The organism is Kitasatospora sp. NPDC033851 (assembly GCF_055576085.1).
Map to the genome: position 1 here is coordinate 518748 of NZ_JBVIRL010000002.1, position 18674 is coordinate 537421.

The window sequence follows — 18674 nt, forward strand, 5'->3', positions numbered from 1 at the left end:
GACCGGGGGGCCGGTCGGCCGGGAGACCGGGCCCCGCCCTCCGTGCGGGGAGGGCGGGGCCGGCGCGAGGGGATCAGGGCCGGGGCGTCAGCCCTTGACCTCGACCTGCGTCCAGGCCGGGTTGCCGAAGGAGTCGAACTTCACGTTCTGCACCTTGGTCGAGTAGCCCGAGTTGGTGCGGTAGTACCAGAGGGGGATGGTCGGCATGCCGGACGCGAGCACGGCCTCGGCCTGCTGGTAACCGGTCGTCGAGTCGCTGACGCTCGGGGCCTCGTCGGCCTGGGTGGACAGCTGGTCGAACTGGGGGTTGCTGTAGCCGGTGTCGTTGGAGGCGGCACCGGTGCGGTACACGTCGGCCAGGAAGTTGGCGTTCAGGGGGTAGTCCTGGACCCAGCCGGTGCGGAACGCGCCGTCGAGCTGGTGCGAGGTGATGGCCTGGCGGGCGGTCTTGAAGTCCGGCTTCGGGTCGCCGAGGCAGTCGACGCCGGTGTTCTGCCGGATCGAGTTGCAGACCGCGTCGACCCACTCCTTGTGGCCGCCGTCCGCGTTGTAGGTGATCAGCACCTTGTTGCCGGGGACGCCGCCGCCCTGCTGGATCAGCTGCTTGGCCTTGGCGACGTCGAAGTTGCAGAAGTCCCCGCAGGTTCCGGCCTTGTAGCCCTGGACGCCCTCGGCGACCCAGGCGCTGGCCGGCACCCGGGAGCCCTGCAACACGGTCTTGGTGATGGTCGCGCGGTCGATGGCCATCGACAGGCCCTGACGCACCTGGGCCTTCTCGGGCGCGGCCCAGTCGGCCTGGTAGAGCGTGAAGCCGATGTTCTGGATGGCACCCTGCGGGGAGTCCACCGCCCGGTCGCCGAGGTCGCTCTTGTACGTCGCCAGCGCGGACGGCGGGACCTGGTCCATCACGTCGAGGTTGTTGGACTGCAGGTCGGCGTAGGCGGCCTCGGACGTGGTGTACATCTTGAAGACGATGCCGCCGTTCTTCGGCTTGTCCACGCCCTTGTAGCCCGGGTAGGACTTGGTGACCACCTGGGTGTTGTGCGCCCAGCTGACGAACTGGTACGGGCCGTTGCCCACCGGCTTCTGCCCGTACCCGGCCGGGTCGTTGAAGAAGGCGTCCGGCAGCGGCGAGAAGGCGATGTAGCCGAGCTTGTACTCGAAGTACGAGACCTTGTGGTTCAGTTTGATGGTGAAGTGCAGGTTGTCCGTGACGGTCAGCCCGGACATCTTGGCCGCGGTCGGACTGCCGGTGGCCGGGTGGACGTCCTGGTAGCCCTCGATGTCCGAGAACCAGGAGCTGTTGATCTGGTTGTTCGCCGGGCTGGCGGCCCAGTTCCAGGCGTCGACGAAGTTCTTGGCCTGCACGGGGGTGCCGTCGTGGAACGTCCAGCCGTCGTTCAGCGTGACGGTGAAGGTCTGGGAGTCGCTGGTGTCGATCGCGCTCGCGACCTGCATGCGGAGCTGGGCGTTGCTGGGGTTGTAGTCGACCAGCCCCTTGAAGAGGTTCTGGATGATGCGACCGCCGCCGACCTCGTTCGCGTTGGCGGGCTGCAGCGGGTTCTGCGGCTCGTTGCTCTGGTAACTGAACGTCTTGCTGGTGTCCGACGAGCTGCCGCTGCCTCCGCCGCCGCTGCTGCACCCGGTGGCCACCAGGGCCACGGACGTCGCAACGGCGAGGACCCAACGAGCGCGGGCGGCTACGGGCATGGAGGTCCCTCCTCATGGTGTGTGTCGCATCACACCCCATGAGAAGCGCGCCCCGGCGACGGCGCGAGTCGGGTACACCCGGACGGGTGCCGTGACCCCCTGCGGAGTTGACGCGGCGCCGGATCCACAGCATGACGGAAGGGCCCGTGGCGGGAAGCCACGGGCCCTTCCGGGGAGAGCGGGGGTCAGGCCGCGGCCTGCTCCCGGACCTCGGGGAAGTGGCAGGCCGTGTCGTGCGCGGCCGCGCCCTTCAGCACCGAGGGCACCGCGAGCAGCGGGATCTCCTCGGCGCAGCGGTCCTCCGCCTTCCAGCAGCGGGTGCGGAAGCGGCAGCCGGACGGCGGGTTGGCCGGCGAGGGGATGTCACCGGTCAGGATGATCCGGTCGCGGGCCTCGCGCGCCGTCGGGTCCGGCACCGGAACCGCGGAGAGCAGCGCCTGGGTGTACGGGTGGGTGGCGTTCTCGTAGATCTGCTCGTCGGTGCCGATCTCGACCATCTTGCCCAGGTACATCACGCCGACGCGGTCGGAGATGTGCCGGACGATGGAGAGGTCGTGCGCGATGAACATGTAGGAGAGCCCGAACTCGCCCTGCAGCTGCTCCAGCAGGTTGATCACCTGCGCCTGGACGGACACGTCCAGGGCGGAGACCGGCTCGTCGCAGATGATGATCTCGGGCTTGAGCGCGAGACCGCGGGCGATGCCGATGCGCTGGCGCTGGCCGCCGGAGAACTGGTGCGGGTACCGGTTGATGTACTCCGGGTTCAGACCCACGACGTCCAGCAGGTCCTGGACGGCCTTGCGGCGGTCACCCTTGGGCGCCACCTCGGGGTGGATCTCGAACGGCTCACCGATGATGTCGCCGACCGTCATGCGCGGGTTGAGCGAGGTGTACGGGTCCTGGAAGACCATCTGGATGTTCCGGCGGACGGCCTTCAGCGCCGAGCCGGACAGCGTGGAGATGTCCTCACCCTTGAACAGCACCTGGCCGGAGGTGGCCCGCTCCAGGTTCATCAGCACCTTGGCCAGCGTGGACTTGCCACAGCCGGACTCGCCGACGATGCCGAGCGTCTCACCCTTCTCCAGGTCGAAGGAGATGCCGTCGACCGCCTTGACGGCGCCGACCTGCTTCTTGAGCAGGATGCCCTGGGTCAGCGGGTAGTGCTTGACCAGGTCCTTGACCTCCAGGATCTTCTCAGCCATGGAGGGTCTCCTTCCAGAGGTGGCACGCGCTGCGGCGGCCGGTGAGCTCCTTGCCGTCCTTGTCCGTCACGTGGTGCAGCGCCGGGATCTCGGTGCGGCACAGGTCGGTGGCGACATCGCAGCGGGGGTTGAACGCGCAGCCGGCCGGGACCTTCAGCAGGTTCGGGGGCAGGCCCTTGATCGCGTACAGCTCCTGGCCCTTCTGGTCCAGGCGCGGGATGGAGCGGAGCAGGCCCTTGGTGTACGGGTGCGCGGGGTTCGCGTACAGCTCGTGCACCGGGGCGGTCTCCACGATCCGGCCCGCGTACATCACGGCGATCTTGTCCGCGACGTCGGCGACCACGCCGAGGTCGTGGGTGATCAGGATCAGACCCATGTTGTACTCGGCCTGCAGCTCGGCGAGCAGGTCCATCACCTGGGCCTGGACGGTCACGTCCAGGGCGGTGGTGGGCTCGTCGGCGATGATCAGGTCGGGCTGCAGGGAGAGCGCCATCGCGATCATGATGCGCTGGCGCATACCACCGGAGAACTGATGCGGGTAGTCGTTCACCCGCTGCCGGGCGGCGGGGATGCGCACCCGGTCCATCAGCTCGATGGCCTTCTCCTTCGCCTCCTTCTTGGAGGCGCCCTGGTGCACCCGGTACATCTCGCCGAGCTGGTAGCCGACGCTGAGCACGGGGTTGAGGGCGGAGAGCGCGTCCTGGAAGATCATCGCGATCTTCTGGCCGCGGATCTTCCGGCGTCCCTCGTTGCTCATCTTGAGCATGTCCTGGCCGCGGAACAGGATCTCGCCCTGGGTCACCTTGCCCGGGGGCATGTCCAGGATGCCCATGATGGTCTGCGCCGTCACGGACTTGCCGGAGCCGGACTCACCGAGCACGGCGAGCGTCTCGCCCGCCGCGACGGAGTAGTTGACCCCGTTCACGGCCTTGGCGATCCCGTCCCGGGTGTGGAACTCCACGTGGAGGTCCTTGACCTCCAGGAGCGGGGTTCCGACTTCGAGACGATCGTTCTTCTGGTTGTTCTCGATCACGGTGGTCATCGGGTCGTCACCTCTTCTCTCAGCGGAGCTTCGGGTCGAGGGCGTCGCGCACCGCGTCGCCGAGCATGATGAAGGCCAGCACCGTGATGCTGAGCATTCCGGCGGGGAAGAACAGCGCGAACGGCGCCGTCCGGATCACCTTCTGGGCCGAGTTGATGTCGATACCCCAGGAGATGGTCGGGTCCTGCAGACCGATACCGAGGAAGCTCAGCGTCGCCTCGGTGGCGATGTAGCCGCCGAGCGCGATGGTGGCGACGACGATCACCGGGGCGATCGCGTTCGGCAGGATGTGCTTGAGCAGGATCCGGCTGGTGCCGGCGCCGAGCGCCTTGGCCGCGGTCACGAAGTCGGCCTGCTTGACCGTGATGACCGAGCCGCGCATCACGCGGGTCATCTGGGTCCACCCCAGGGCGACCAGGGCGAAGACGACGCTCCAGATGGTGCGCGAGGTGAAGGCGTTCAGGATCACCAGGGCACCGAGCAGCAGCGGGATACCGAAGAAGATGTCGGTGATCCGGGAGATGATCGTGTCGATCCAGCCGCCGAAGTAGCCGGCGAGCATGCCGGTGATGCCACCGAAGATGGTCACACCCGCGGTGACGGTGATGCCGACCACGACCGAGGCGCGGGCGCCGTAGATGACGCGGGCGTAGAGGCTGCGTCCCTGGAGGTCGTAACCGAACCAGTCGGCCTGGAAGAAGTGGCTGTAGTTCGGCTTCGTCAGGTAGTGGTTGCGCAGGTCGCCGGCGCGCGGGTCCACCGAGGTGAACAGACCCGGCGCGATCGCGATGACGATCAGCAGCAGGATCAACAGCGCGGAGATCACGAAGATCGGCTTGCGGCGCAGGTCGTGCCAGGCGTCCGAGCCGAGGCTGCGGGGCTTCTCCGGCTTCGGCGCGGGGGTGTCCGCGGTGCGCTGGGCCGGGATGTTGTCCCCGGCGGTCTTCTCGGTCAGGTCAGGCATAACGGATCCTCGGGTCCAGGACCGCGTAAAGCAGGTCGACGATCAGGCCGGCGGCCAGGTACACGAGCACCAGGAAGGCGACGAAACCGGAGACGGTCGCGCCCTCCTTCATGTTGATGGCGTGGTAGAGCGCGTTGCCGACACCCTTCACGTTGAAGATGCCTTCGGTGACGATCGCACCGCCCATCAGGGAGCCGAGGTCGGTACCGAGGAAGGTGACCACCGGGATCATCGAGTTGCGCAGCAGGTGGGTGCCGATGACCTTCCGGCGCGGCAGGCCCTTGGCCACCGCGGTGCGGACGTAGTCGGCCTTGGTGTTCTCGGCTATGGAGGTACGGGTGAGACGCGCGACGTAGGCCAGCGACAGCGAGCCGAGGACGAAGGCCGGCAGCACCAGCTGGGTGATGTCGTTCGAGTCCTGGACCGTCGGGGTGACCCACTTGAGGTTGTTCGCGAAGACCGTCTGGAAGATGAAGCCCAGCACGGGGACCGGGATCGAGATCAGCAGCAGCGTCATGACCAACGCGCCCTTGTCGAACGCCTTGCCGCGACGCAGACCGGCGAACAGTCCGATGCCGATGCCGAGCACGATCTCGATGCCGAACGCGAACAGCGCCAGCCGGATCGTGACAGGCAGCGCCTCGGTGATCTTGTCGAGCACCGGTCGGCCGTCCAGAGAGGTACCGAAGTCGCCGGTGAACAGCTTCCCCATGTAGGAGAAGTACTGCTGCAGCAGCGGCTGGTCGAGTCCCTGCTGGTGCTTCAGGGCGGCGAGCTGCACCGGGTCCGGCGCCTTGTCGCCCCACAACGCTGCCACCGGATCACCGGGCAGCAAGTGCACCATGAAAAAGATGAGTGCGGTCGTTCCGAGGAACACCGGAATCATCTGGAGCAGTCGCCTCGCGACAAAGCGCCCCATCGTGCCTCCATGTATGACTCTGCCGGGCCCGTCAACCCGGCCAGAGATAAGTCGGCGTGCCAACGGCCGGTGCCAGTCCTCGCCCTTGTGGGGATGGGACGGGCACCGGCCGTTGTCACCGGGTCAGGCGGTGCCGACCGATTACTACTTCTTGACCTCGACGTCGGTGTAGACCGGGTCGCCGAAGGAGTTGAACTTGACGTTCTGGACCTTGTTGGAGTAACCCGAGTTGGTCTTGTAGTACCAGAGCGGGATCGCCGGCATGTCCTTGGCCAGAACGGCCTCGGCCTGCTGGTACAGGTCGGCGGTCTTCTCGACCGAGGTGGCGGCGTCGGCCTCGTGCGACAGCTTGTCGAACTCGGCGCTCGAGTAGCCGGCGTCGTTGGCCGAGGCACCGGTGCCGTAGACGTCGCGCAGGAAGTTGGCGTTCAGCGGGTAGTCCTGCACCCAGCCGGTACGCATCATGCTCGGGACGGTCTTCTTGGTGATGATGTCACGAGAGGTCTTGAAGTCGGGCTTCGGGTCACCGACGCACTCGACGCCGGTCGCCTGGCGGATCGAGTTGCAGACCGCGTCCACCCACTCCTTGTGACCGCCATCGGAGTTGTAGATGATGCCGATCTTGTTGCCCGGGACGCCGTTGCCCTCGGCGATCAGCTGCTTCGCCTTGACCGGGTCGTACTTGCAGGCGTCGCCGCAGGTGCCGGCCTTGTAGCCCATGACGCCCGGCGCCACGAACGAGTCGGCGGGCTGACGGCTGTTGTTCAGCACGGTCTTGGTGATGGTGTCGCGGTCGATCGCCATCGAGAGACCCTGGCGGACCTTGGCCTTGGCCGGGTCGCTCCACTCCGCGTTGTACAGCGCGAAGGAGATGTTCTGGATGGCACCCTGCGCCTGGTCGACGGCGCGCTTGCCCAGGTCGTCCTTGTACTTCGGCAGGTCGGTCGAGTCGACCTGGTCCAGCACGTCCAGCGTGTCGGACATCAGGTCCTTGTACGCGGCCTCGGGCGAGGTGTAGTTGCGGAAGACGATTCCGCCGTTCTTCGGCTTGTTGCTGCCCGTGTACTTGTCGTAGGCGGCCAGCGTGATGGCCTTGTTGTGCTCCCACGAGACGAACTTGTAGGGGCCGTTGCCGATCGGCTTCTCGCCGTAGCCCTTCGGGTCCGCGAAGAAGCCCTCGGGCAGCGGGAAGAAGGCCGAGTAGCCGAGCTTGTACGTGAAGTACGAGACGGTGCTGGTCAGTTCGATGGTGAAGTGAGTGTCGTCGATGACCTTGAGGCCCGACATCTCCTTCGCCGTCGGGTCGCCCTTGTCCTTGTCCGGGTGGACCGCGTCGTAGCCGACGATGTCCGAGAACCAGTCCGAGTTGATCTGGTTGTTCGCCGGGTTGGCCGACCAGTTCCACGAGTTCACGAAGGACTTGGCGGTGACCGGGGTGCCGTCGTGGAAGGTCCAACCGGACTTCAGCGTGACGGTGTAGGTCTTGGCATCGGTGGTCTCGATCTTGTCGGCCACCTGGTTGCGCAGGGCACCGGTCGCGGGGTCGTAGTCGACGAGGCCCGTGAAGAGCTGCTTGACGATACGTCCGCCCTGGTTCTCCATGGCGTTCGCCGGCTGCAGCGGACGCTGCGGCTCGGCGCTCTGGTAGCTGAAGACGCCCTGGGCGTTGACCGCACCATCGGAGCTGCCCCCGCTGGAGGAGTCGCTGCTGCTGCTACAAGCAGTCGCGGCAAGGGCGACCGCAACAGCTGCGACAACCCACTTGGCCTGGCTCCCACCACGCATCGGTGTGCCTCCTGAATTCGACGTTGCAACGAGGAGAGCACTGCGGAAACGGTTCTCACCGACCCGCTGTGCCGTCCGCGCTCGTGGTTTCGGCGCGCACCCCTGCGCGTTCACCCTTGACCCGAGCCTGACTGCACCCACTATCCGTCACGCACGGACACGAAAGTGACCAGTGACGATCTCAATTAGGTCACATGAACAGTCGGTAAGTTTCGAAAACCGGACATTTGAGACATAGCCAGACAGGTACCAAACGGACAGTCGTCATGCATGACGAACCGTCGCGTCCGCTCAGCGGACACCTCGATGTGATGAGCGTTATTCGGTTAATAGCGGCCCCGGCAACTTGGAGTAGTTGAAAAAGTTCGCCCCCCTCTCCAATGGAAAGGGGGGCGAATCATTCCGGCCAATGGCCGTTCAGTGCGTCCGGATCACGCCTTCTTGGCACGCGAGGCAGTGCGTCCGCGGTCCTTCTGGTCCAGGACGACCTTACGGATGCGAACCGTCTCCGGGGTCACCTCGATGCACTCGTCCTCGCGGCAGAACTCCAGCGACTGCTCCAGCGAGAGCTTGCGCGGCGGGACCAGGTTCTCCGTGGTGTCGGAGGAGGCCGCACGCATGTTGGTGAGCTTCTTCTCCTTGGTGATGTTGATGTCCATGTCGTCCTGGCGCGAGTTCTCGCCGACGATCATGCCCTCGTACACCTCGGTGGTGGGCTCGACGAACAGCGTGCCGCGCTCCTGGATGCCCATCATCGCGAACGGCGTCACGACGCCCGCGCGGTCCGCCACCAGCGAACCGTTGTTGCGCATCCGCAGCTCGCCGAACCACGGCTCGTGGCCCTCGAAGATGCTGTGCGCGATACCCGTGCCACGGGTGTCCGTCAGGAACTGGGTCCGGAAGCCGATCAGGCCACGCGACGGGACGATGAACTCCATGCGGACCCAGCCGGAGCCGTGGTTCGTCATGGTCTCCATGCGGCCCTTGCGGGTCGCCATCAGCTGGGTGATGGCGCCGAGGTACTCCTCGGGGCTGTCGATGGTCATCCGCTCGACCGGCTCGTGCACCTTGCCGTTGATGACCTTGGTGACGACCTGCGGCTTGCCGACGGTCAGCTCGAACAGCTCCCGGCGCATGGTCTCGACCAGGATGGCCAGCGCCAGCTCGCCACGGCCCTGGACCTCCCAGGCGTCCGGACGCTCGGTCGGCAGCACGCGCAGCGAGACGTTACCGATCAGCTCGCGGTCCAGGCGGTCCTTCACCATGCGGGCGGTGACCTTGTGGCCCTTGCCGCCCTTGCCCACCAGCGGCGAGGTGTTGGTGCCGATGACCATCGAGATGGCCGGCTCGTCCACCGTGATGAGCGGCAGCGCGACCGGGTTCTCCAGGTCGGCCAGGGTCTCACCGATCATGATGTCCGGGATACCCGCGACGGCGCAGATGTCGCCGGGGCCGGCCACCTCGGCCGGCTTGCGGGTGAGCGCCTCGGTCATCAGCAGCTCGGTGATCTTGACCTGCTGGACCGAGCCGTCCCGCTTCATCCACGCGACCTGCTGGCCCTTGCGCAGCTCTCCCTGCTCGACACGGCAGAGCGCGATACGGCCGAGGAAGTTGTCGGCGTCCAGGTTGGTGACGTGCGCCTGGAGCGGTGCGCCCTCGTCGTAGGTCGGGGCCGGGACGTGCGCCAGGATGGTGGAGAAGAACGGCTCCAGCGAGTCGCTGTCGGCCGGCACGGTGCCGTCCTCCGGCTTGGTCATCGAGGCGACGCCGTCACGCGCACAGGCGTAGACGATCGGGAACTCGATCTGCTCCTCGGTGGCGTCGAGGTCCAGGAAGAGGTCGTAGGTCTCGTTGATGACCTCGTCGATCCGGGAGTCCGCACGGTCGGTCTTGTTGATGCACAGGATGACCGGCAGCTTGGCCGTCAGCGCCTTGCGCAGCACGAAGCGGGTCTGCGGCAGCGGACCCTCGGAGGCGTCGACCAGCAGCACGACCGCGTCGACCATCGACAGGCCGCGCTCGACCTCGCCACCGAAGTCGGCGTGGCCCGGGGTGTCGATGATGTTGATCGTGACCGGCGCGCCACCCTCCTTGGGGTGGTACTTGACGGCGGTGTTCTTCGCGAGAATGGTGATGCCCTTCTCGCGCTCCAGGTCGTTCGAGTCCATCATGCGGTCGTCGAGCTGCTGGTGGGCGGCGAAGGCGCCGGCCTGCTTCAGCATGGCGTCGACCAGGGTGGTCTTGCCGTGGTCGACGTGGGCGACGATGGCGACGTTACGGATGTCGTTGCGCGTGGGCATGCCTTGCTGATTCTCCCGGAATCGTGGGTTGCGGCGCCCGGCTGCGTGACGCGCACTTGCGATCCCTATCGATCGCCGCCGCCCGTTCCGCCTGCTACTACCGGTCCACCCGCCGGGCAATGGACATGCCTCGGCTTCCTCCTATCGTACGGGGAAGCGCCCAGATGGGCGGAAACGAGCAGGTCGGGCGGGACCAAGATCACAGCTGGGTCACACACTGTTCACCCTCCGGCAGCCCTACGGGACCCGGATCCACCCCACGTCCTGGAAGCGCGGCCAGCCGAAGCCGAAGGCTCCCGCGCCCGCCACGCCCTCCCGGACGCCGACCAGCTCGGGGCGCTGGTACAGCGGCACCGAGTGCCCGAGCTGCCAGATCCGTACGTCCGCCTCCTGCAGCAGGTCCAGCCGGGCCGTCGGGTCCAGTTCGGCCGAGGCCCGGTCGAACAGCCGGTCGATCTCCTCGGTGCCGCTGCGGCCGTAGTTGGTGCCTGGGTCGAGCGCGCCGTCGGGATCGGGCCGGGGTTTGGCGTAGGCGGGGCGCTGCTCGCTCGCCGGACTGGGGCCGGCCGGCCAGGAGAAGAGCGCGAGGTCGTAGTCCCCGGCGGCCAGACGGTCCCGGACGAAGGTCTCGGCGGGCACCGTCACCGGCTTCAGGGCGATCCCGGACTCCGCGAGGTCGGCGGTGAGCGCGTCGGCGGTGCGCCTGGCGGTGGCCGAGCCGGCCGGGACGAGCAGCGTGAGGGCGAGCTCCTTGCCGTCCTTGGTCCGGGTGCCCCGGCCGGCGGGCCGTTTCCAGCCCGCCCCGTCCAGCAGCCGGGCCGCGTCCGCCGGGCCGGCCGCCGCACTGTTGTCGCGGTAGCCCTCCTGGTCTGCGGCGAGCAGGTGGCTGCCGAGCGGCGCGGCGGGCAGGCCGAGCGGGGTGAGCGCGGCGTCGGCGATCCGCCGCCGGTCGACGGCGCGGCCGAGGGCGCGGCGCACGGCCGGGTCGGTGAGCGGACCGCGGGCGGCGTTGACGGTGAGCTGGGTGAGCGAGGCGGCGGCCGCCCGGTGCACGGTGACGCCGGGCAGCGACTCGGCGCGCCGCAGCGCCGTCGCCGCCGCCTCGGGTGCCGCGGCGGGCGGAGCCGCCGCCGGGGTGGACCCGGTGGGCGCCGGCACCGCCCGGTCCACCGCCGCGGTGAGCGGGGCGATGTCCAGCCGGTCCTGGTCGAGCGCGTCCAGCCGCTGCTCGGGCGGGGCGGCGAGGAAGTCGATCCGGTCGGCCTTCGGCGCGTCCCCCCACCAGAGCGGGTTGCGCGTCACGGTGACCTGCCCGCCCTCGGCGTCGTACCGGGAGACGGTGTACGGCCCGGCGCTCGGGTGGCCGCCACCGGTCAGCGCCCGGTTGAAGGCGTCCGGCGTGCCCGTCTCGGCCGCCGGGTAGAGCGGCCCGAACAGCGAACGCCACTCGGCGTACGGCCGCCGGAAGGTGACCCGCACCTCGTACGGGTCGGTGCCCCGGGCGACCGAGTCGACGGCGTCGTACCCGGCCGGGTGCCCGCCCCGGTAGGCCGGGTTGAGGCCGGAGAGGGCGGCCCGCTGGGCGGCGAGGTCGGCGGCCGACAGCGGGGTGCCGTCGCTCCAGACGGCGTGCGGGTTGAGCCGGTAGGTGACCACCTGCGGCTGCTGCCCGGGCGGCGTGGACTCCGCGCTCGTCAGGTAGTCCGGGTCGGGTTCGAGCCGGCCGTGCCCGTCGGGGCGGAACAGCGAGGGGTACAGCGCGTGGGCGACCAGCGCCGAGTCGGCGGTCGCCGCGCCCTGGTAGACGTTCAGCGTGGCCGGGACGCCGTCCACCGCCCAGCGCAGCGTGCCGCCGTCCCGGACGGCGGAGCGGTCGGCGAGCCGGACGTCCCCGGTGGTGGCGGTGGGGTCGGCCGAGGACGGCGCGGGGGCCGGGGTGCGGGTGGGGGCGGGGTCGTCGGAGCAGCCGCCGAGACCGGCGGCGAGCAGCAGCGCGGCGGCTGCGGCGGTGAGCTGGCGGACGCGCATGGCGGCCATCGAACGCCGCCCGCCCGGCCCGGCCCGCACCGACACGGCGGGCCGGGGGCGACTGCACCCTTACGGCCCAATCCTTACGGCCCGACCGGTACGGCGCGGCCGACCCCGCGGCCCGGCCGACCCGGTCGACTCCCGGGGCGGCTACAGCGCCAGCTCGAACCAGACGATCTTGCCCTTCGGCGTGCGCCGGCTGCCCCAGCGCTCGGCCAGCAGGCTGACCAGCTGCAGGCCGCGCCCGCCCTCGTCGGTCTCCTGGGCGCGCCGCTGCCGGGGCTGGGCGTAGCCGTCGTCCCAGACCTCGCAGACCAGGCCGCGCTCGCGCAGCAGCCGCAGCCGGATCTCACCGCGCCCGTGCTTGAGCGCGTTGGTGACCAGCTCGCTGACCAGCAGCTCGGTGGTGTCGACCAGCTCGTCCAGTCCCCGGGCCAGCAGCCAGCTGCAGGCCAGCTCGCGGGCCTTGGCGACGGAGGTGGGCTCGGGCGGCAGGTACCAGTTGCCGACGGCGTCCTCGGGGAACGCGTGCACCTTGGCCATCAGCAGGGCGATGTCGTCCTCGCCGTGGTGCGGGTTGAGCTCGCCGAGCACGTGGTCGCAGAGGTCCTCCAGGCCCTTGCCCTCGGCGGAGAGCGCCGTACGGAAGGCGCGCAGGCCCTCGTCCAGCTGGTGCTTGCGGCTCTCCACCAGGCCGTCGGTGTACAGGCCGAGGACGGAGCCGTCCGGGAGTTCGAACTCGACTTCCTCGAAGGGCTCGCCGCCGACGCCGAGCGGCAGTCCGGGCGGCACGTCGAGCATCCGGGCGCCCTCGCCGGGGCTGAGCAGCACCGGCGGCAGGTGGCCGGCGTTGGCGATCCAGCAGCGCCGGCTGACGGCGTCGAAGACCGCGTAGACGCAGGTCGCCAGGTAGACCTCGCGGGCCTCCTCGTCGGCGGTCGAGGTGAGCCGCCCGTACGGGGTGGGCGGTCCGGCCGGCACGGAGTCGTCACCGAGGCCGCGGGCGATCTCGTCGAGGGCGGTGAGCACCTCGCCCGGCTCCAGGTCGAGCATGGCCAGGGTGCGGACGGCGGTGCGCAGCTGGCCCATGGCGACGGCGGCGCGCAGGCCGCGGCCCATCACGTCGCCGATGACCAGCGCGGTGCGGTTGCCGGGCAGCGGGATGACGTCGAACCAGTCGCCGCCGACCTCGGTGTTGTTGTTGCTCGGCAGGTAGCGGCAGGCGATCTCCAGGCCGCTGGCGGCCGGGTTGCCCGGGGGCAGCAGGCTGCGCTGGAGGATCAGCGCCCGCTCGTGCTCGCGGCGGTAGAGCCGGGCGTTGTCGATGCAGACGGCGGCGCGGGCGACGAGCTCTTCGGCGATCGCGACGTCGCGGGCGTCGAAGGGCTCGCTGCCGATCGCCCGGGAGAGCTGGACGAGGCCGAGCACCTGGTCGCGGGCGACCAGCGGGACGATCAGGGTGGAGCGCATCAGCGGGTCGGGGCCGGGCTCGGGGACGACGCTGCGGCCGGTGCGCAGCGCCCGGGCGTGCGGGGAGCGGCGCGGGTAACAGAGGGTGCCGCCGGCCTCGGCGATGGGCAGCCCGGTGACCGAGCCGAGCACCGAGGAGGCGCCGCCGACGACGCTGGAGACGGCGACCCGGCGCAGTTCGCCGCTGCCGTCGGTGAGCACGGTGTCGCCGAGCCGGCCGGCGCTGGGGACGGTCTCGCCGGAGAGCAGCGCGGTGTAGAGGTCGACGGTGGCGAGGTCGCAGAACGGCGGGACGACGACGTCCAGCAGTTCCTTGGCGGTGGTCTCCAGGTCGAGCGTGGAGCCGATGTGCGCGCTGGCCTCGTTGAGCAGGGCGAGGTTGCGGCGCACGCCGTCGGCCTCGCGCTCGGCGACGTGCCGGCTGGTGACGTCGGAGACCTGCCCGGCCACGCCCATCGGCTGCCCGGCGGCGCCGTTGAGGCGGTACAGGGAGACGGCCCACAGCCGGTTGCCCTCGCGGGTCGGGACGGCGCCGTGGAAGCGCAGGTCGAAGACGGGCTCGCCGGTGGCGAGGACCTTGCGCAGGGCGGCGCTGAGCCGGTCGGCCTCGGACGGCGGGAAGAGGTCGTGCGGGGTGAGTCCCTCGAGGTCGGTGGGGACCAGGCCCATGCCGGAGGCGAAGGAGTCGTTGACCCGCTGCAGGCGCAGCCGGCCGTCGAACAGCACGAAGCCGGTGGGGGTCTGTCCGAAGACGGCCTCGGAGGCGGCGAGGTCGGTCTCGATCCGGCGTAGCCGTCCGAGGTCGACGGCCAGGCAGGTGGCGCCCGCGGTGGGCAGGGCGCTGTCGGGCATCAGGTAGAGCTCGGCGAGGCCCTCGCCGCCGTCGGCGTCCCGGTAGGGGGTGGTGCCGACCCACTCCTCGCCGGCCAGGGTGCGCTCCAGCCGGGTGCGGCCGCGCTGCCAGAGCTCGCGGGGGACGAAGGTGGCGATCGGGTCGGCGCCGACGGCATCGGCGGCCGGGACGCCGAAGAACTCGGCGGCGCGTTCGCTCCACTGGCTGATCCGCCCGTCCGGGCCGATCGCGAAGGTCGCGACCCGGATGTAGTCGTAGATCGAGCCAGGGTCGCCGACGCCCCATGGTTGGGCCTCGGCGACGGGGTGGGCGCCGCGGCTCGCGATCTCACCCTCCGGCGGGGCCGCCGGTACGGGCAGGTGCAACGAGCCGGCCTGCCCGGGTACAGCGGCATGACCGCTGCTGCTCGGCGCGTTCCGCGCCGGAGTGCTGTTCAACGGACCGACCCCTCCAACCCGCGACCGTCCGGATGTCGAGAAGACCGAGTATTCATCATCGAGGGGTACGTTCACACGCCCTCAACATCACAACATCAGATCGGGCGAAGGTTTTTGTCCTACCGCCCGCGCCACCACAATGCCACGCTCGCGCCCCCTGCCGGGGCGCGCGCTCCCCCAGGCCCCCCGATGGCATATGCGGCACCGCTCTCCTGGCGTTTCGTCCGGCGGTCGTCGAGTCACGACTCGTCGAGCTCATTACCCGGCAGCGCCTGCTCGAACCAGACCACCTTGCCGATGCCCTCGGCCCGGGCGCCCCAGCGCAGCGCCAGCCGGCGGACCAGCTCCAGGCCCCGGCCGCCCTCGTCGGCCTCGGCCGCGTGCCGCTCCCGGGGCGGGTCGGGCAGCGGGTCGGAGATCTCGACCAGCAGCGTCTCGCCGAGCGTCAGCCGTACCCCGATGGGGGCGCTGGCGTACCGGACGGCGTTCGTGACCAGCTCGCTGACCAGCAGCTCGGCGGTGTCGGTGAGCGCCTCGACGCCCCACTCGGTGAGCGTGGCGCGGACCAGCCGGCGGGCCCGGGAGACGGCGGTGGGCTCGGCCGGCAGCGTCCAGCCGGCCGTCGGGGTGCCGGCCTGGCCGTGCCCCAGCCTGGCCAGCAGCAGCGCGACGTCGTCCGGCTCGCGGCCCTGCTCCATGGTGTCGAGCACCGCCTCGCAGGCGGCCTGGATGGAGGCGTGCGGCTCCTGGAGGACGGTGACCAGTCGGCCGAGGCCGACGTCCAGGTCCTTGTCCCGGGACTCGACCAGGCCGTCGGTGCACAGCGCGAGCAGGCTGCCCTCGGGGATCTTCAGTTCGACCGATTCGAACGGGACTCCGCCCACCCCGAGCGGGGCGCCGGAGGGCAGGTCGAGGATCCGGCCGGCGCCGCCGGGCAGCGGACCGCCGGTACGGGTCGGCTCATCGCTCTCCTGACCCGGCACCACCAGCACCGGTGGGATGTGCCCGGCCTTGGCGACGGTCAGCCGGGCCGTCGCCGGGTCGAAGACCGCGTAGACGCAGGTGGCGAGCAGCGCCTCGTCCGGGCCCTGGGCGAGGTCGTCGGCCAGTTCGTGGACGTGCCGCAGCAGGACGTCCGGCGGCAGGTCGAGGGCGGCCAGCACCCGGACGGCGGTGCGCAGTCGGCCCATGGTGGCGGCGGCCCGCAGTCCGTGGCCCATCACGTCGCCGACCACCAGCGCGGTGCGGTCGCCGGGCAGCGGGATGACGTCGAACCAGTCACCGCCGACCTCGGTGCCGCTGCTGCCGGGCACGTACCGGTAGGCGACCTCGACGCCGGTGGGCTGCGGGACCTGCTGCGGGAGCAGGGTGCGCTGGAGGGTGAGCGCGGCGGTGCGCTCGCGGGCGTAGAGGCGGGCGTTGTCGAGCGAGCTGCCGGCCCGGTCGGCGAGTTCGACGGTGAAGGCCAGGTCGTCCCGGTCGAAGCCCTCGCGGTAGCCGGCCCGGCTGACCAGCAGCAGGCCGATCACGATGCCGCGGGCGCGCAGCGGGACGACCAGCATCGAGTGCACGCCGAGGTCCCGGCCGGCCTGCATCTTCGGGTCGCCGGGGTAGGTGACGTCGTCCAGCTGGTCGGCGCCGGAGAGCAGTTCGGGCACGCCGGTGCGCAGCACCCGGCCGCAGGCGGAGTCCTCGGCGAAGGTGATCCGGGCGCCGCGGCGCAGCATCACGTCGACCTCGGGGCCGTCCTGGACGGAGGCGGTGCCGAGCTGGAGGAGCGAGGTGCGCCGGTCGTGGCCGTGCCGGGGCAGGTCGTCACCGTGCGCGACGGCCTGGAGCAGGATCACAGCCGAGTGGTCGGTGAGCCGGGGAACGACCGAGCCGGCCAGCTCCTGGGCGATCCGGGAGGCGTCCAGCAGGTCGCCGACCCGGGAGCCGAACTCGTTGAGCAGCGAGAGCCGGCGGCGGGCGTGCTCGACCTTGGCGACGGCCCGGTAGCGCTCGGTCACGTCCATCACGGTGCCGGAGATGCCGAGCACCCGGCCGGAGCGGTCGGTCATCCGGCTGTAGGAGATCGAGCGGTAGCCGGCCCGGGTGGTGACCGGGGAGGCGAGGGTGACGTCGATGACCGGCTCGCCGGTGGCCAGCACCTGGCGCTGGATGGCGGTGATCTCGTCGGCGGCCCGCTCGGGCAGGGTCTCACCGGTGGTGCGGCCGACGTGGTCCTCCAGGGCGACGCCGTTCATCTCGGCGAGGGTCTGGTTGACGGCGGTGTAGCGCAGGTCGGTGTCCAGGATGGCGATGCCCAGCGGGGACTGCTCGAACAGCGCGTCACGGACGGCGAGATCGCGCTCGACAGCCCGTACGGCCGCCGACTCGGCCATGCTGACCTGCAGGAAGGGGGAGCCGTCGCCGTCCACCAGGAGGGAGATCCGGGTGTCCACGGCGACCGGCTCGCCGTCGCGGTCGCGCAGCTCCGCGTAGCCGGCCCAGCGGCCGTGCCGCAGGGTGTCCTGGATCGCGGCCCGGATCCGGACGACCTGGTCCTGGTCGGGGATCAGCTCGTCGATCCGCCGGCCGACCAGCAGCTCGTTCGGCCAGCCGAGCAGTTCCTCGGCGGCGGGGCTCCAGAGCACCACCCGGCCCGCCGTGTCGAGGATCGCGATGGCGACCTTGAGCATGTCGAGCAGGCTGCCCTCGGCCGGGGCGCCGGGGCCGTTCGGGGCGTCAGCCGGCCCGCCGGGGAACGGCCGGCCGGGGCGGCTGCGCAGGCCGGACCGGTCGCCCGGTTCGGGGAGGGCCAGGGTCGGCGCGGGCTGGGCGGGCCGCTCGGTGTCCGGGGCGGCGACGGTACCGCGGCGTCGGCCGGCCGACGGCTGGGGGGCGGTCGGACGGGCGGCGCGGCGCAGTCGGGCGCGCGTGGCGGCGCTGCCCGCGGTTGCTGCCCGCCGCTCTCCCCCGCCGCCGTTCCCGGTACTCGACACCGAGGGGGCCTCCGGCTCTGGTCGGGATCGGCGTCGCCGGCTGGGGCGGCTCACCGATGGTGACGAATGGTGCCGAAAAGTGACATACCCAGCACAACCCAGGCTATCCCGGTCGCTGGGTCGTCTTGTCCGATTGACCTACCCGGCGGACTGCGCGTCGCCCGCCGCTCCCGGGCCGGTGAGCAGCCGGGCGACGTACGGCAGCACGTCCCGGTCGTGGTCGATCCAGTCGACCGCGTCCAACTCGTCCGGGCCCAACCAGCGCAGCGCGTCGTGGTCCTGCAGCGCGCGCGGCTCACCGGCCAGCAGCTCGGCGGCCCAGAAGCGCAACTCCAGGCCGGGGCGCACGGCCCACGCGCCGGGCAGCCGGGACAGCGCGCGCGCCCGGACCCCGAGCTCCTCCAGCAGCTCGCGCTCCAGCGCCTGCGCCTCCGTCTCGCCGGGCTCGGCCTTCCCGCCGGGGAACTCCCACCGCCCGGCCACCGCCTCGGGCGCGCTGCGCCGGGCCGCGAGCACCCGGCCGTCGTGGACCAGCGCGCCGCCGACCACGATCCGGGGCGCGGCAGGGAGGTCGGCCGGGCCCGCGGGGTGGGTGGCGTGCGTGGCGTCCATGGCCCCGACCCTACGGCCTCAGGCGTTCCGGGGTCCGCCGTTCCCGCTCTCGGCCGACTCCGCCGACTCCGCCGCCTCGGCCGCTTCCGTCGCTCCAAGCGCCTCGACCCAGTACAGCTGCTTGTGGCCGCGGGCCTCGAACTCGGCGGCCAGCCGCTGCGCCTCGGCGCGGTCCAGGTCCCCGGCGACCACGAAGCGGTTGCCGTTGTCGTCCTGCCGCATCACCCGATAGGTGCCCATGGCGGGAGGGTATCCGGCGCTTCGCCGGGCGTCAGGCCCCCGGGTCCGACCCCGGAGGCGGTCACGGCGGACGCCGTCGTGCCCCCGGCTCGCGTGGGGGTCGGGCCGGGGGCACACCCGCGACGCTA

General features: G+C 70.7%; 12 protein-coding genes. All 12 read right to left on the reverse strand.

Annotated elements, in window-relative coordinates; genetic code table 11:
- Positions 1–87: 87 nt before the first annotated feature.
- On the reverse strand, positions 88–1710 hold the full coding sequence (locus ACZ51D_RS05505; RefSeq protein ID WP_465661278.1) for a peptide ABC transporter substrate-binding protein: 1623 nt from the start codon (positions 1708–1710) through the stop codon (positions 88–90).
- Positions 1711–1895: 185 nt separating this feature from the next.
- A complete protein-coding gene (locus tag ACZ51D_RS05510; protein ID WP_465616837.1) occupies positions 1896–2912 on the reverse strand; it encodes an ABC transporter ATP-binding protein in 1017 nt (338 codons plus the stop codon).
- Positions 2905–3954: an ABC transporter ATP-binding protein gene (locus ACZ51D_RS05515; protein WP_360499917.1), complete on the reverse strand. Its 1050-nt coding sequence runs from the start codon at positions 3952–3954 to the stop codon at positions 2905–2907. Before ACZ51D_RS05515 ends, ACZ51D_RS05510 begins: the two co-directional genes overlap by 8 nt.
- 19 nt (positions 3955–3973) lie before the next feature.
- Positions 3974–4918, reverse strand: coding sequence for an ABC transporter permease (locus tag ACZ51D_RS05520; protein ID WP_465616835.1), 945 nt, complete (start codon positions 4916–4918; stop codon positions 3974–3976).
- Positions 4911–5837 carry an ABC transporter permease gene (locus ACZ51D_RS05525; protein WP_465616833.1) on the reverse strand — a complete coding sequence of 309 codons (927 nt, stop codon included), beginning with the start codon at positions 5835–5837 and terminating at the stop codon, positions 4911–4913. The genes ACZ51D_RS05520 and ACZ51D_RS05525 overlap by 8 nt, the downstream gene beginning before the upstream one ends.
- 144 nt (positions 5838–5981) lie before the next feature.
- Positions 5982–7622: a peptide ABC transporter substrate-binding protein gene (locus tag ACZ51D_RS05530; protein WP_465616831.1), complete on the reverse strand. Its 1641-nt coding sequence runs from the start codon at positions 7620–7622 to the stop codon at positions 5982–5984.
- A gap of 431 nt (positions 7623–8053) precedes the next feature.
- Positions 8054–9922, reverse strand: coding sequence for a translational GTPase TypA (gene typA / locus ACZ51D_RS05535; RefSeq protein WP_465616829.1), 1869 nt, complete (start codon positions 9920–9922; stop codon positions 8054–8056).
- 237 nt (positions 9923–10159) lie between these two features.
- Complete coding sequence (locus ACZ51D_RS05540; protein WP_465661280.1) at positions 10160–11950, reverse strand: ABC transporter family substrate-binding protein; 1791 nt, start codon at positions 11948–11950, stop codon at positions 10160–10162.
- A gap of 150 nt (positions 11951–12100) precedes the next feature.
- Positions 12101–14710: a SpoIIE family protein phosphatase gene (locus tag ACZ51D_RS05545; RefSeq protein ID WP_396287767.1), complete on the reverse strand. Its 2610-nt coding sequence runs from the start codon at positions 14708–14710 to the stop codon at positions 12101–12103.
- Between the two features lie 239 nt (positions 14711–14949).
- Entirely contained in the window at positions 14950–17694 is a 2745-nt protein-coding gene (locus ACZ51D_RS05550) for a SpoIIE family protein phosphatase (protein ID WP_465661282.1), read from the reverse strand.
- 138 nt (positions 17695–17832) lie between these two features.
- A complete protein-coding gene (locus ACZ51D_RS05555; protein WP_360499903.1) occupies positions 17833–18306 on the reverse strand; it encodes an NUDIX domain-containing protein in 474 nt (157 codons plus the stop codon).
- Positions 18307–18324: 18 nt separating this feature from the next.
- Entirely contained in the window at positions 18325–18546 is a 222-nt protein-coding gene (locus ACZ51D_RS05560) for an SPOR domain-containing protein (protein WP_465661283.1), read from the reverse strand.
- Positions 18547–18674: the final 128 nt, after the last annotated feature.

Coding starts and splice junctions, on each gene's coding strand:
- ACZ51D_RS05560 (WP_465661283.1), bottom strand. CDS start 18,546: ATGGGCACCTATCGGGTGATGCGGCAGGACGACAACGGCAACCGCTTC.
- ACZ51D_RS05515 (WP_360499917.1), bottom strand. CDS start 3,954: ATGACCACCGTGATCGAGAACAACCAGAAGAACGATCGTCTCGAAGTC.
- ACZ51D_RS05520 (WP_465616835.1), bottom strand. CDS start 4,918: ATGCCTGACCTGACCGAGAAGACCGCCGGGGACAACATCCCGGCCCAG.
- ACZ51D_RS05505 (WP_465661278.1), bottom strand. CDS start 1,710: ATGCCCGTAGCCGCCCGCGCTCGTTGGGTCCTCGCCGTTGCGACGTCC.
- ACZ51D_RS05510 (WP_465616837.1), bottom strand. CDS start 2,912: ATGGCTGAGAAGATCCTGGAGGTCAAGGACCTGGTCAAGCACTACCCG.
- ACZ51D_RS05540 (WP_465661280.1), bottom strand. CDS start 11,950: ATGCGCGTCCGCCAGCTCACCGCCGCAGCCGCCGCGCTGCTGCTCGCC.
- ACZ51D_RS05555 (WP_360499903.1), bottom strand. CDS start 18,306: ATGGACGCCACGCACGCCACCCACCCCGCGGGCCCGGCCGACCTCCCT.
- ACZ51D_RS05530 (WP_465616831.1), bottom strand. CDS start 7,622: ATGCGTGGTGGGAGCCAGGCCAAGTGGGTTGTCGCAGCTGTTGCGGTC.
- ACZ51D_RS05525 (WP_465616833.1), bottom strand. CDS start 5,837: ATGGGGCGCTTTGTCGCGAGGCGACTGCTCCAGATGATTCCGGTGTTC.
- typA (WP_465616829.1), bottom strand. CDS start 9,922: ATGCCCACGCGCAACGACATCCGTAACGTCGCCATCGTCGCCCACGTC.